General features: G+C 35.7%; 15 protein-coding genes. 5 read left to right on the plus strand and 10 right to left on the minus strand.

Translation table 11 applies throughout. The annotated features are described in order from the left end of the window. Window positions 1-21 precede the first annotated feature (21 nt). Window positions 22-966 (plus strand): alpha/beta hydrolase, encoded by a 945-nt coding sequence (locus tag PYV58_RS11395; protein ID WP_034610497.1) that lies wholly within the window; start codon window positions 22-24, stop codon window positions 964-966. Between the two features lie 76 nt (window positions 967-1,042). Here the strand turns inward: PYV58_RS11395 and PYV58_RS11400 are convergent, their stop codons facing one another. Continuing rightward, window positions 1,043-1,744: a hypothetical protein gene (locus tag PYV58_RS11400; RefSeq protein WP_034610494.1), complete on the minus strand. Its 702-nt coding sequence runs from the start codon at window positions 1,742-1,744 to the stop codon at window positions 1,043-1,045. A gap of 536 nt (window positions 1,745-2,280) precedes the next feature. Here PYV58_RS11400 and PYV58_RS11405 point away from each other — a divergent pair. Further along, a complete protein-coding gene (locus PYV58_RS11405; protein WP_034610489.1) occupies window positions 2,281-2,640 on the plus strand; it encodes a hypothetical protein in 360 nt (119 codons plus the stop codon). A gap of 127 nt (window positions 2,641-2,767) precedes the next feature. Here PYV58_RS11405 and PYV58_RS11410 read toward each other — a convergent pair whose 3' ends face one another. From PYV58_RS11410 to PYV58_RS11435, 6 genes are all read right to left on the minus strand, one after another. Continuing rightward, window positions 2,768-3,481: an SGNH/GDSL hydrolase family protein gene (locus PYV58_RS11410; RefSeq protein ID WP_034610486.1), complete on the minus strand. Its 714-nt coding sequence runs from the start codon at window positions 3,479-3,481 to the stop codon at window positions 2,768-2,770. Between the two features lie 117 nt (window positions 3,482-3,598). After that, window positions 3,599-3,871, minus strand: a complete 273-nt coding sequence (locus PYV58_RS11415; RefSeq protein ID WP_034610483.1) for a hypothetical protein — start codon at window positions 3,869-3,871, stop codon at window positions 3,599-3,601. Between the two features lie 101 nt (window positions 3,872-3,972). Further along, the gene (locus tag PYV58_RS11420) at window positions 3,973-4,716 is read right to left on the minus strand and encodes an SDR family oxidoreductase (RefSeq protein WP_004720558.1); all 744 of its coding nucleotides are present in this window, start codon (window positions 4,714-4,716) and stop codon (window positions 3,973-3,975) included. A gap of 43 nt (window positions 4,717-4,759) precedes the next feature. Next, a complete protein-coding gene (locus tag PYV58_RS11425) occupies window positions 4,760-5,458 on the minus strand; it encodes a histidine phosphatase family protein (protein ID WP_004720559.1) in 699 nt (232 codons plus the stop codon). Beyond that, the gene (locus PYV58_RS11430) at window positions 5,455-6,576 is read right to left on the minus strand and encodes a phosphotransferase family protein (RefSeq protein ID WP_034610477.1); all 1,122 of its coding nucleotides are present in this window, start codon (window positions 6,574-6,576) and stop codon (window positions 5,455-5,457) included. The genes PYV58_RS11425 and PYV58_RS11430 overlap by 4 nt, the downstream gene beginning before the upstream one ends. Before the next feature lie 133 nt (window positions 6,577-6,709). Beyond that, a complete protein-coding gene (locus PYV58_RS11435; protein ID WP_034610474.1) occupies window positions 6,710-7,948 on the minus strand; it encodes an acyl-CoA dehydrogenase family protein in 1,239 nt (412 codons plus the stop codon). 106 nt (window positions 7,949-8,054) lie between these two features. On the opposite strand from PYV58_RS11435, the gene PYV58_RS11440 reads away from it, so the two are divergent. From PYV58_RS11440 to PYV58_RS11450, 3 genes are all read left to right on the plus strand, one after another. After that, on the plus strand, window positions 8,055-8,972 hold the full coding sequence (locus tag PYV58_RS11440; RefSeq protein WP_034610471.1) for a LysR family transcriptional regulator: 918 nt from the start codon (window positions 8,055-8,057) through the stop codon (window positions 8,970-8,972). 218 nt (window positions 8,973-9,190) lie between these two features. Next, window positions 9,191-9,532 carry a helix-turn-helix transcriptional regulator gene (locus PYV58_RS11445; RefSeq protein WP_051065603.1) on the plus strand — a complete coding sequence of 114 codons (342 nt, stop codon included), beginning with the start codon at window positions 9,191-9,193 and terminating at the stop codon, window positions 9,530-9,532. Window positions 9,533-9,545: 13 nt separating this feature from the next. Further along, window positions 9,546-10,784, plus strand: coding sequence for a HipA domain-containing protein (locus PYV58_RS11450; RefSeq protein ID WP_004821454.1), 1,239 nt, complete (start codon window positions 9,546-9,548; stop codon window positions 10,782-10,784). Between the two features lie 340 nt (window positions 10,785-11,124). Here the strand turns inward: PYV58_RS11450 and PYV58_RS11455 are convergent, their stop codons facing one another. Genes PYV58_RS11455 through PYV58_RS11465 form a run of 3 tightly spaced genes read right to left on the minus strand, consistent with a single transcriptional unit; the run spans window position 11,125 to window position 14,542 of the window. Further along, window positions 11,125-12,018 carry a hypothetical protein gene (locus tag PYV58_RS11455; protein WP_004821452.1) on the minus strand — a complete coding sequence of 298 codons (894 nt, stop codon included), beginning with the start codon at window positions 12,016-12,018 and terminating at the stop codon, window positions 11,125-11,127. After that, entirely contained in the window at window positions 12,015-13,085 is a 1,071-nt protein-coding gene (locus PYV58_RS11460) for a GNAT family N-acetyltransferase (protein ID WP_171066906.1), read from the minus strand. Before PYV58_RS11460 ends, PYV58_RS11455 begins: the two co-directional genes overlap by 4 nt. A 23-nt stretch (window positions 13,086-13,108) precedes the next feature. Then, a complete protein-coding gene (locus tag PYV58_RS11465; protein ID WP_275059527.1) occupies window positions 13,109-14,542 on the minus strand; it encodes an aminotransferase class III-fold pyridoxal phosphate-dependent enzyme in 1,434 nt (477 codons plus the stop codon). Window positions 14,543-14,549 lie beyond the last annotated feature (7 nt).

The raw sequence follows: 14,549 nt of genomic DNA on the forward strand, positions 1-14,549 counted from the left end.
AAAAAGTTCTAAAGGATTTATATGGAAATTAAACTTATTCATAAACTGAATAAAATCAAACAGAATTTTTCATTCATCAGTGAAGTGCTTAATAAAGAATTAGGATTGAAAGAAATTCCATTATCTGAGCTTCGTAGTCGATATGAATCGGTACATTCTAGGTATGCCATGATCCAAGGAATGAATGTACATTTCACTGATCAGGGGCATGGACAAGTCATTGTCCTACTGCATGGCATACTGTCTTCTTCACATACATGGGAAGCTTGGGCTGAGTATCTAAAAAAAGACTATCGAGTTATAAGTATCGATTTACCTGGATTTGGCTTAACAGGCCCACATCCTCAAAAAAAATATCATCCTGATGATTATGTTGAATTTCTTTCTGAATTTATTCAACATTTAGATATACACGATTTTCATCTAGCAGGTAATTCAATGGGTGGATTAATTGCATGGTTATTTACTAGAAAATTTCCCAACAAAATAGGTAAATTAATCCTATTAAATCCAGGCGCATATCATTTCAAACCTAGCAATATATTAAAACATATCTTAGATTCAAAATTATTAATACTCGCCAAGCTAACAGCTCCTAGAATATTATTTAATTTAGGATTAAAAGATGTATACAGCAATAAACAACGGATAACCCCTGAAATTTCTCGACGATATCATGAACTTTTTTTACGAGAAGGTAATAGAGTGGCTATGCTTGAATTAGCTAAAATATTAACAGAAATAAATATGACAGATGAGCTAAAAAAACAAATAAAATATATTAAAAATCCAATCTTACTTCAATGGGGTACTGATGATAAATGGTTACCTTCAACGCAGATTAATAAATGGGAAAATGATGCAAAAAATATAACTGTTATAAAATATGCTGGAGTTGGGCATATACCAATGGAGGAGATGCCTAAAATGACTGTAATTGATGCTAAATCCTTTATAGATCAATAATATAATTGATAGATATTCAAAATCAATGCATTTAAACCACCCGCAGGTGGTTTAAATGCGACAAACACAATAAAAATCAGTAGCCATTCGCGCTTAACTTAACTCTAAAAGGATCTGTTTGATTTTTCATCATTTCCTTCATCTCTGCTGTGATCTCAACACCCATCTCTTCAAGCATTAACAAACCAAATTCTGAAGTGCTCTCTGCAAAATTTTTGTTATCTATTAACATTTGAGCAAGCTTTACATTTTTAGGAAAATCAGGGAAAAACTCATTAAAGTCTTTTTTATCTTCAATTCCAAAATAGATAAATCTTCGCCATTCATTAGTTTGAATATCGCGTATAAAAATTATGTCAGCTTCAGTCTGCATACGTTTTTTGAATATTTCATCTTGTGATTGCATAGGCACAACACAAACTTCACCTACACTTGAAATATAATTTAATTTTGGTTTTAAAAATGTAGAATCTATATTTTTATAAGATCCATCTTTGGCTAAATCTTGCTGTAATTTAATGTCTTTTCTGTACTCAGCATACCTGATCCATTCGCCTGAAGAAAAAGTCTGTCCTTGATGCTTAGGTTTAAGTTTACGATCATATTCAATCTGGTCATAATAACTGATCACATCATCAAGTGAACCATTTTTTAGTATTTCTATTTCCTTGTCCCCTTGCTTATTAAAAATCTCATAGCTTTTTTCACACTGTAAGTTCTCTGCAAAGGTGAAACTTGATGCTAAGGTTGTTAAAGCAATAATGAATATTTTTTTCATGAAATACCCTCTTAATATTTTGGGGATAAGATACTCAAGTTGCGATCAGAAATAAACCTTACAAAAAATTTATTTAATACAACACATTATCTGAATTTTTCAACTTGACCACTAAGCTATTATTTTTAAATAAATTTCAACAACATTCCGACAAAACTATTTTGCATCAAATCTCTTTATGACGGGTCAACTCTTTATTGCTGCTGTGATTACTAGTTTTAAAAAATTACTAGAAATTTCATATAGAACAAAGCTTTAATCAATATTCTTAGTACTAATAAAAGTCGTTGCGTCAATTTGCCCCCATATAACCCCATATAAAAAATACAAAACTTGGCGATGTGCTGTTTTTAATCGGAAAGTTCAAATAAAATCATTAAACATCTTGAATTTGTAACAATTTCAAGATATGGTAATAAAAATCATTGCATATCTCGGTAATATATTTGATAGTTAAGGTTCTTTAAGATTTATCTAAATATTAACTGACTTTATACAACCGAAAACTTTTTCTTAACATTAAAAATCAATTCGTTATGAACATTAAACTTTTTACAGCATTATTCTTGATCATTGCCCTCTCTGCTTGCAATAAAGAGCCTGAGCAGCATACAACTGCGCAAACAGATCGACCAACCCTCACTGCACAATTTGAACAATCAGATGAAATGATTAGTAAATATCTTGATCAGCTTGATGATCCAAATACAACATTGGATGATAAGACCAGAATCGTATGTCAAGATTATCCTAAAGAATACAAATCGAATTACATGCCAAATTTACTTAAATTAAATCCAGAGAACTATACTGAAACTAAATTACTTTCAGACTTAGATATTGCTTTAAACTATTACAAAGAAAAAGAAAATATTCAGTGTAAAGATACAAAATAGTGATTTTAGTTAATTAATTTTTTCTAGCGAAATCAATAAAGCAATATTTTATGAATGGCGTTGATACTTTTTTGAATCGTGCTTTTAGGCTTTTATTATAGTCAAAGATAGATATTTGAACGTTGTATTAGCTAAATTTGCTAAAAATACACTGTGAAATTTGTTTTGCCCAAATTTGATAAATTTCCTGACTTGGGTGAAAACCATCACGTGCCATTTGTAAATTTAAAGTTTTAAAATGGGCTAAATCAAAACGAATCAATTGATAATTGATTTTATTTTCGATGAATTGGGCTAACTTGTGATTCATTGCACTCGAATACTGTCCAAACAGCCATCCCAGTGGATTTGGTAATGCTGGAAACAGATTCATTGGGGGAACACCCGTGACTAAAATCATCTTTGGTAAAAACTTAGCTTCAATTTCTGTATAAAGTTTCTTTTGTTGCTGAATCCATTTTTGTGGTGAAATAAGTTTTGTGACATCGTTTACTCCCACCGATGTAATCACAACATCAAACTGCTGATTGTCTAATTGCTTGGTTCTTTGCAAAATTTCTAAGGTGCTATCTCCTGTTTTCGCTTCTAATTGATAAGTGACTTCAAAATTAGAGGTTAATTCATCGAGTAAACACCCCAATAAGGCTTCACGTTGATCTTCAACCCCCACACCTGCGGCAGCAGAGTCACCCAAAATTAAAATAGATAGTGCTTTTCCTTGTCCTATAACACCTTTTCGCAATCCTTGAGGTTCAGCTAATCGAGGTGTATTTTTCTTGACGCGATAACCTTGAAGGATTAATGCGGGAACGAGAACAATGGTAGAGATTTTTAAAAGCATATTTGAGTACCAATCCAACAAAGCTATCTCAAAATCAGTCAGAGTCGGATATAGCTTGTCGCAATATTAAAATCATAAAGTTCAATGTCGATTTTACTTAATTGTATGGCCAAGTTGCTATTGGGCTAAATCAACAAAATTTAAGGCAAAAGCAAATATGAATGTACCAATAAACTCAAAAACTAAAACCGCATACTTTCTACTTTTGCTCATCAAATAGGCATTATAGGTCCCGATTAAAATGATACCAAGATACATTAACTTTTGAATATCATCGATTTGCATCAGGTATTGTTGAATTTCACAGTGCTTTTCAAAAAAGAAGAGATACAAGATACGCGCAAGAAAAACTAAAAAGCTGGTCAGGAAAAAACCCAATACGATAAACATATTAAAATTCTCATTATTTTTTATCCAGTTAGATTTTAAAGCTTTATCTATGCAATGCAATAAAAAAGACCCTTGATGGGTCTTTTAAAGCTAAATAAAGCTCAACCGAGTTTATTCACAATTTTTAATGGCAATATTTTCATGGCTAGTCCTATCGGCAACCAAGGCCATTGTGGTACATAAGCTTTAACAGGTTGTTTTTCAATTGCTTTAACCAATAAATGAGAACCTGTTTCAACATCGACCTCAAACGGTAGTTTTTTTGCCCCTTCATTAATTTCAGTACGAATATAACCAGGGAAAATCGTAGAAACTTTAATTTTCGTGTCAATTAACTCAGCACGTATCCCCTCCGCTAAAGCAGCTACACCAGCTTTACTTGCCCCATATGCGGTCAAGTGTTTAGGCATACCACGAAGCGCACTCATAGACGAAATCACAACCAGATGACCGAACTTTTGCTCACGGAATATTTCAACAGCGGCTTCACACTGCGCCAATGCAGAAATAAAATTGGTTTCTACAGTTGCACGGTTAATCTCAAATTTACCATTGCCAATACGACGACCATCACCAACACCTGCATTGACAATGATACGATCAAGCTTACCAAAGTCCTGCTTAAATGCTCGAAAGACTTGAAAAACTTGCTCATAGTTAGTCACATCTAAAGTTTTGGCAATCACTTTGATACCATATTTAGACTCCAACTCTTGTTTTAAGCTTTCTAAACGCTCTAAACGACGCGCACAGACGGCTAAGTTATAACCTTTTTGCGCAAATTCTCGTGCCATTCCTGCACCAATTCCAGAACTTGCGCCTGTGATTAAAATGGTTTTTGCCATGACAAATTCCTTAAACTGTTTTTATATTTCTAAAAGTGCGACTTTAAATCCACGTCAATAGTTGCGGATCTTCAGCCTTAATAAAATGATGTTCATTCAAACTCAATAGTTGTGGTTCATTTCCCACCAGTCGTAATGTGGTTAAACTGGTATTGGCAATTGCCCAATTCAATGCAAAGGTTTTATTGGCGCTTAACTCCAAAAGTTTTCCTGCAACAACTGAAATAACACCGCCAGAAGTAAATACGATTGCATAGCGAGGTTTGGTTTTTACCAGCTCATCACATAAATTCTGTAAAGCCGTTTCTACACGGTTTTTAAAATCTGGCCAAGATTCGTCATACTCATGGTGATATTCACCACCAGTCCAACGGTCAATTGCCCCTTCAAAAATTTTTGCCAAATAGGCACGTGGACTTTTTTCTTTGGCAACATCTTGTTGAAGTAGATGCGGTTGATTAAAACGCGGATCATATTGAGCAAAAACTTGTTGGTGGTTAAATTCATTCCAATGATGGTCAGTCACAATTTGAGCATCGGAAAAACTTTCAGCCAAAGCAAAACTTGCTGTTTGCTGATGGCGTAACATTGAACCTGCAACCACATAAGGCTCTTCTTTCAAAATTTTATCGAGATATTGCCCCAATAGTTTGGCTTGTAACTCGCCATTGGGTGAAAGTTTGTCATAACTCTCTGCACCAAATGACGCTTGTCCATGACGAACGAGGTAGATTGTGGTCATTTTCCTAAAATTTCCTTAAATTTTTCAAGATATTTCTGTGCAACTTCATTGGCTTCAATTTTTTGTAAACCGATAAGTTTTAATGCACGAATATGTAAGGCATGAATCACAATCCAAAAATCTTTAAAAGCAGGATTATCTGTTTGTTTATGATAGTAACGATAATAAATTTGCTGTGCGATTACAGCTAAACGGAAAATACCAAATACTTCGTAGAATGCCCAATTATCAGGTTTTAATCCGGTTTTTTCTAAATAATATTCAACCACTTCTTTACGGGTAAGCATCCCTTTTAAATGTGTAGGCTGGCGACGGGTTGATTTAAAAATTTGGTTGTCTGTATCTTCCACCCAATAGGCCAAAGCAGAACCTAAATCCATAAGAGGATCACCAATGGTTGCCATTTCCCAATCCAATACACCAATCACTTGGGTTGGGTTTTTAGGGTCAAGAATGACATTATCAAAACGCCAATCATTGTGAATCAAACACGTGTTTGAGTCAGCAGGAATATTTTCATTAAGCCATTTACGTACAAATTTAAAACTCGGCACATTGATGGTGTGCGCCTTTTCATAACGTGCATCCCAACCTTCAACTTGACGACGGCAATACCCATCACCTTTTCCAAGTTTTTCGAGTTCGGTGCCTTGATATGGAACTTGATGTAATTCAATCAGCTTGTCTAAGACATTAATACATAATTCATGCACTTGCTGTTGAGTAAAATTCAGCTCAGGGGGCAGTTTGGCACGCGGAATAATACCTTCAATGCGTTTCATCACATAGAAGTCACAACCAATTACGGATTCATCCTGACACAGCGCGACCATTTCAGGAAGAACTGGGTAGTATGGTGCAAGCCATTTTTGTACATGATATTCACGCGCCATATCATGTGCAGATTTCGCCTTTGTCCCTTTGGGTGGACGACGTAAAATTAAATCAGCATTGTCATATTTTAAACGATAGGTCCAGTTTGAAGCTCCGCCAGAATATTGAGTCACTTCTACATTGCCTGAAATTTCAGATCCATTTTCAATGAGCCAATTTCCGACAGCACGAATGTCCAGCTCCTCGCCTTCACGTATATTTCCACCAATATCAATGACTGACATATTATTTCCCTGAATCTTATGTTTTAAACCATACATCTCTAAAGAATGATACTTTTAACTAAAAACTTCACTTGCTCACTACTTTATATATAACACCTCTAACATAAAGCAGTTATTTTTTATCAGCAAATTGTTATTTTCTACGCGAGCCATAACCTCGTTTTTTTAATTCTAATTTTGCAATCATCCCTTTATGCACTTCATCTGGGCCATCCGCTAAACGTAAACTGCGGGCTTGAGCAAAGAATCCTGTTAAAGGTGTATCTCGTGATACGCCCATGCCACCATGAATTTGAATGGCCATATCAACTACTTTTTCAAGAACTGAAGGTGCAACAACTTTAATGGCTGAAATCTCGGTAAGCGCAGCCATAGTCCCTTGAGTATCCATTTTATACGCCGCATACAGGGTTAACAGTCGTGCTTGATCAATCGCAACACGAGCATCTGCCACACGTTCTAAATTTCCACCTAATTTAAGCACTTCTTTACCAAAAGCAGTTCGACTCATTCCTCGATCAATCATTAATTCTAATGCTTTTTCAGCAGCACCAATGCATCGCATACAATGATGAATACGACCCGGACCTAGACGCCCTTGTGCAATTTCAAACCCTTGTCCAGCACCACCAATAAAATTACTTACAGGTACACGAACTTGATTAAAACTAATTTCGCCGTGACCATGTGGCGCATCATAATCACCAAACACGGGTAACATACGTTCAATGGTCACGCCTTGAGTATCTACAGGCACTAAAACCATGGAATGTTGATGATGACGATCTTTGCTTTCATCAGGCGTATGCGCCATAAAGATAATAATTTTCGCATTTGGATCTCCCAAACCTGAAGACCACCATTTACGACCATTCAATACAATTTCATCACCATCTACCACTGCAGTTGCCTGCATGTTGGTTGCGTCCGATGAAGCAACTGCTGGTTCAGTCATACAGAATACTGAACGGATTTTTCCTTCTAATAACGGCTTAAGCCATTGTTGTTTTTGTTGATCTGAACCATAACGCCATAGCACTTCCATATTGCCACTATCTGGAGCATTACAATTAAATACTGTGGGTGCGATTAAACTACGGCCTGACAGTTCTGCGATATGGGCATATTCCTGTACAGATAAACCTGCACCCAATACTGGATCTGGTAGAAACATGTTCCAAAGTCCAGCAGCTTTTGCTTTATTTTTCAGGACTTCAAGTTGCGCTGGCCATTGCCATTTTGTCCAATCACCGCCTTGATTCAGATCATGGACTTCATTCCAAAAATCAGCTTCTACAGGTTCAATTTCATTTTTAATAAAGGCTTTGGTACGTTCTACAAATTCTTGCGCACGTGCTGAAAGTTCAAACATGCTTATCTTCCTGAAAATATATGGATAAATATTTGAATAGTGACTCTTTACTTTACCTTAGCTGAAAACCTATTATGAACCAAATGATTTAATTCAATACCTCACTATGAATATGATTCATAATAAAACCAATCTTGATATGTCGATTTTCAATCATATTGATATTAATTTATACCCACTTTTTATCACCATTTATGAGCAAAGAAATATTTCAAAAGCGGCAAGGATTTTATGCATTACTCAGTCTGCTGCGAGTCATGCTTTACAAAGACTTAGGCAGCATTTGCAAGATGATTTATTTGTTCGCGCTGGGAGTAAAATGCTGCCGACACCTTTTGCTGAACAGATTTATCCATCTGTACAAAATGCTTTATTTGCTTTTCAAAATATCTCCAAACAAAAACAACAGTTTGATCCCAGTTCAGTACAAACCTTACGCATTGCAATACATGATGAAATTGAACCGATTATTTTTCCCAAATTGATTCACCATTTCCAAAAATTGAATTTAACCATTCAGTTTCTAAGTACCAAGCTTGACCGCAAGAATGTAATTGCTGATTTAGCTGCTCAACAAGTCGATTTTGTCATTGATCTAGAACAAAATTATGGTGATAAAATTAATTATCAAAATTTGGTTCAAGATCATTTTGTGATTTGTTCTCAGCATATAAATATCAATTCTGAACTGTATTTTGCATCACCTCATATCGGTGTTTCTTCACGCCGTACTGGTTTGCTTTTAGAGGACATATATTTAAATCAAGCGCAATTTCGTCGTCAGATTTTTATGCGTTGTCAGCATTATTCAACTGCCCTGCAAGTTTTAGCACAATATCCTGATGCGATGTTAACCATTCCAAAGCAAATACTGGCACATTTACAGGTAGATCAAAGTATTAATATTTTTGAGCATCCTATTGATCTACCTGTATTAAATATGGGAATTTATTGGCACGGTGTGCTAAATGAAAATTCTAGGCACATTTATTTAAGAGAAGAAATTTCTAAAATTTTTGCTTAGGCTATTTTATAAACGATTGGATTTAGCATGCGGTTAAGCCGCTTACGTACGATCATCCCTATTCTTAATGATTTTCTTCATTCTAGTAGGTGAAATTAAGCCACTTATCTATTCCATTCGACATTTCATACATTGAACTCAAATTATAAAAATAAGACATAAAATCCATGTTAACCATGATAATATACATTTTATGTCATGTTTTGGATAATGTTGCGATGAGAACTTCGGCGCATAATTTTATGCTTGATGGTGTGGAAGACATGTTGACTCAAATTGGGACGAATATCAAAAAAGCCCGACTTCGACGTAATATGACCATTCATGATTTGGCCAATCGCATTCATGTAGATAACCGAACGATCTCACGTATGGAAAAAGGTGATCCAAGTACCAGCCTAAAAAATGTGATTTCAGTTTTAGTGATCTTTGGCCTTGAACATACCCTAGGCTCACTCGCGAATCCTGAGTTGGATGAAGTTGGCTTGGCACTCGAAAATCGTAATAGTTCAGTACGTGCAAGATTAAAAAAACAGTCTGTGATTAGTGATGATTTCTGATAGGTAAATGAACATGGATGAAGTTAAAGGATGTTATGTTTTCATAGATACAGGCTCCCAGCCAACAATTGCTGCACACTATTCTTATGAAAAACCGATTTATCGCTTTCTTTATGGTCAATCATACTTACAACGTGCAGATGCCTTCCCTTTAGATCCACTTAATCTAAGCTTTCAGTCTTATAACAAACCATATGAAACTATTTCTAAAGATGGTTTTGGTGTACTTGCAGATGCAACACCAGACAATTGGGGTAAACGCTTAACCAATGCCTTACACCGTAGAACACCATTAAATCAATTGGAATGGTTACTCGCTTCACAAGGAAATTCAGTCGGCTGTATTGTTGGAAGCTTGTCTAAATCGCATATAAAAAACAATTCAAATATCATTCAATATGCAGAATTAGAAACTTTCATACAAATTACTGAACTCATCGAAAAAAAACGAGATCCGTTTGAGATGAAACTTGAGCAACTTGAATTAAACAAGCTGTTATATAACGGGGCTTCAATGGGCGGAGCCAGACCCAAAACCCTTGTGATGTATAAAAATAAAGAATGGATTGCCAAATTTAATAAAAGTGATGATTTGTTTGATACCTGTAAAGTCGAATATGCTTCGCTGAATATGGCACGAGATATGGGGCTCAATACATGTAATGCCGAACTAACAGAATGTGCCGGTCGCCCTATTCTCTTAGTTGAACGCTTTGATCGAAACTGCCCTGAACGTAAAAAGCACTATATAAGTGCCAATAGTTTGCTCAATATTCAGAAAATTCGTATAGGAGATCCTAAAATGTCCTATATGAGTATTGCCAAAGTCTGTAGTCAGATTTGTTTTGATGCTATCAGTAATCAAAAAGAACTCTATAAGCGGATGGTGCTGAATGTCATGATTAGCAATACTGACGATCATTTAAAAAATCATGGTTTTTTGATGTATGACATGAAAAAACAACATTATGCTTTAAGCCCGCTTTTTGATGTTTTACCTCATGGTATGCCAAGCTCATTTCCAAATGAACATGCTCTGGTTTTAGGCAATGATGGACGGTTTGGAAGCTATGACAACCTTATCAGTCGTAGCAATGCCTTTGGACTCAACCTAGATCAAGCCAGAGATTGTATTAAGGATGTCCGTGATGTTCTCGAAAATAGAGAAAAATACCTGTTAGATGCAGGTCTTAAACCCACAGAAATTCGTCAATTAGAACCCTATTTCTATTTAGATATCCTCAAAAACTAAAGTTCAACAATGCCAGCCATTTATATATTATGGATAATGAAAACATTGATCAGAATGAATCGGTATTTAACCATTCATCTTGGCAAGAAAATGATCTAAACATGACATAAAATCCAGTTTAAATTAGATAAAGTACTTTTTATGTCTTTATAAATGAGAAAATCCAATTGCATTTATATAATTTTGCTTAGGCTATTTTATTGTTTTACAATGATCTTAGTCCTACTTTTTTACGATAATAAGCTCAAACATCAGAAAAAACTCTTGCTGCGGTATACATGATCAAGATCGTAAATCAAAAATAATTGTTGTTATAACATGAGACCGAATACGATCTGTTTTATTCATCTATTTTCCAGGCGTGATGAATACTGTTAAGCAATCTTTGATTTAATGCTTGCTGATGTATTTGCCATTGAGCAATTTCGATTTGGGTCGGCTCTTGTTGCCCATCGGATTCACTTAAAAACCTTTTCAATCGACTTTGATAATGAAAAGCTGAGACATCCCCAGTAATATCGGCTCCGATTAGACGCGCTGAACAAGTTTGAATTAGATCCTGCAAATGTTTTTCTAAAAAATGCCCTTGATCCCAATTGGTCATCACCACATCTTTAGACAACACATCCTTATCTATAGATAAATATATAGGTAGATCAATTTTTTGTATTTCATTAAAAAAATCTGACATTAATTGGTCTGGCTCATCATAACCATGCCATGCATGTTGTGCGCCAATCCATTGGGTCCAATTCGCCTTTTGTTGAATACTCCAATAATGCAATTTGCCCTTATATAAAGGAGACCAATGGTTTTCCCATGCATGTTTTAAGCTAATATCACTTGAGCTGATGCCGATCACATCGATCCGGGCAACCTGTGGCAATTGACTGGCCCAATACACCCATGAACCGCAGTGTATTCCAAACGGATAACGCATATTGTCAGGGTGATTGTCACAAACAATTAAATGAACAGGTTCATTGTTTGTTATCCGTTTTAAAAGCAGCTGGGTTATATGATGATAATCACCACTTCCCATAAATACACAACCCAATTGATCTGATGGAGGTAATTGCTCGGCTAGATAATCTTCAAGTTGCTGAAATTTTTTCCAATGACATCCAAAACGGATTTGTTCTTGCCAACTGGCAAGATCGATGTTTTGCGCAGCATTCGAAATCTCGACTGAACCATCAAAATTGAGAACAACATGTTGCCTAATGCTATTCATGATTTTGACTCCTGCATACTTTCATGCCAATGTGCATCTGCTTCAAACAAATGGCGTAGTCGTCTGAGTACAAATCTTAATATAGGTTGTTTAATCCAGACTAAATGCCGTGTAAAAGTAAACTTAGCACCCAACTGAGCCTTTACTTCAGGGTCTGTCCAACCAGCAATGTAAAATTTTAAATGATGTTGTTTGGCATAATCCAGATTGATGAACCAACTGATAAAATAAAGATTATATTCAATGGCTAAGGGATAATTTAAACCAATATATTTATCAACAAGATTACCTTGGTACACAAAACAAATGTTATATCCCACTAAAATTTGCGCTTTCCAATACAAAAAAACTTTGCCACCATTTTCAGCATCTTGCAAAATTTCATCAAAGAACTCAGCAGTGAGTAAGTCAAAGTGAACCTCACTTTGATTGTAAACATTTAAAAATAACTGATATAACTGCGCTCGAAATGCGTGCTGTGCAAATTGTTGCGCACCTGTATCGAGTATCTCAACCCGTAAATCGTCTAAGCTTTTCAACTTGCGTTTCAAATTTTTACGGCGGCTTTTTGAAAATTTTGCTAAATAATCTTCTCGATTTTCAAAATCAATTGGCACATAAGCCAAAGCTTGCCCTTCTATCGCCAGAAAACCGGCACGCTCTGCAACTTCAATAAATTGCTGACTATAGAGATTCTCTCGCGCAGTTAATAAAGGCGAATTTATTGGTAAATCTTTAATAATCGTTAAACTTTGCTGGCCTATACGTTGCTTGAGTTGTTGCAGCAAATCACTGACCGGTAAACTACTGATAAGTGGGCTATATTCGGTTACGGTCGTTCCAATAAAACATGTTTTTAAATGCAAAAACCGCCCCCAATATGAATAACCTAATGTAGATTCAATGCGTTTTTTTACAGGAAGATCTAAAGTCGTGAGTAGATTAAAATCTGTTGTAAAAAAAGTTAAAAAATCGCTTGAATCATTTACATCAAACATTTTAGGTGGATGCTGAATAAAAGCATCTACCAGTGAATGTGGTTCCAATTGATTGAGATCGGTTTGCATTGTCATAAATTCAACCTACTGAATCACAGCTCTTTTTTAGCACGTAGTAATAACTGCTCTAATAAAACCATTGCTTGATCAATTTCAGCACGTGAGATTTCCAAGTTTGGTGCAAATGTAATCACATTTTTGTAATAGCCGCCCACATCTAAGACTAGACCACATTTTTCACCTTGATACTCCAAAGTACCTGAAAGACCAATATCTACCATTTTGTCCAATAATGCTTTATTTGGAGTAAAGCCATCCACTTGACATATTTCTGCACGTAAAGCTAAGCCTAACCCATCAACATCACCAATTTCAGGATGGCGTTTCTGTAGATCTTTTAAGCCTTCAAGGAAATATGCACCACTTTCCATAATTTGTTTTTCATAATCTTTCTCGGCCAGCATTTTCATGACTTCAAGCCCCACTGCCGTACCCAATGGATTTGATGCAAAAGTCGAGTGCGTTGATCCAACAGGGAAAACTTCAGGATTAATGATTTCTTCTTTCGCCCAAACGCCTGCAAGCGGATTTAAACCATTGGTCAGAGCTTTACCAAATACCAATACATCTGGGGTAATACCGAAATGTTCAAATGACCACAATTTACCAGTACGATAAAAGCCCATTTGGATTTCATCAACAACCAATAAAATTCCATGTTCATCTAAAACTTTTTTTAACTCTGGATAAAAATTCATAGGTGGAATGACATAACCACCTGTTCCTTGAATCGTTTCAATATAGAAAGCGGCAAATTCACTTTCGCGAACTTTAGGATCCCAAACACCATGATATTCATTTTCAAATAAGCGTTTAAACTCAGCCACAAGTTTTACTGCATACTCTTCAGCTGTCATCCCTTTAGGACGTCTAAAAGGATATGGGAAAGGGATAAATTGAGCACGTTCACCAAAATGACCATAACGACGGCGATAGCGATAGCTTGAGGTAATTGAAGAAGCCCCTAAAGTTCGACCATGATAGCCGCCTTCAAAAGCAAACATACGGCTTTTACCATGACAGAAATTTCGCACCAATTTTAATGAATCTTCGATCGCTTGTGATCCACCAACATTATAGTGAATACGTCCCTTTTCGCCGGTCTTTTTCAACATATCTTCGGCAATGACTTTGCTCAATTCAATTTTAGTTGGGTGTAAATATTGGCTGGCAATTTGAGGTAAAGTATGAATTTGATTAATTAATGCTTGGTCTAGGCGTGGGTTTTTATAACCAAAATTAACTGCTGAAAACCACATTTGAAGATCAAGAAATGGCGTGCCTTGGTCATTATAAACATAGCTACCTCGACAATCTGTAAAAATATTAGGCGGATTGACATAATGCACGGTATCGCCATATGAACAATATTTGGCTTCATCCGCCAAGAGTTGTGCTTCATCTAATGGTTCACGTTTTGTCATGGCCTGACCTTCTGAAAAAAGATGGTTTTCTTTGATATTCATGTTGTTA

This window comes from Acinetobacter sp. TAC-1 (assembly GCF_029025845.1).
GTDB lineage: Bacteria > Pseudomonadota > Gammaproteobacteria > Pseudomonadales > Moraxellaceae > Acinetobacter > Acinetobacter guillouiae.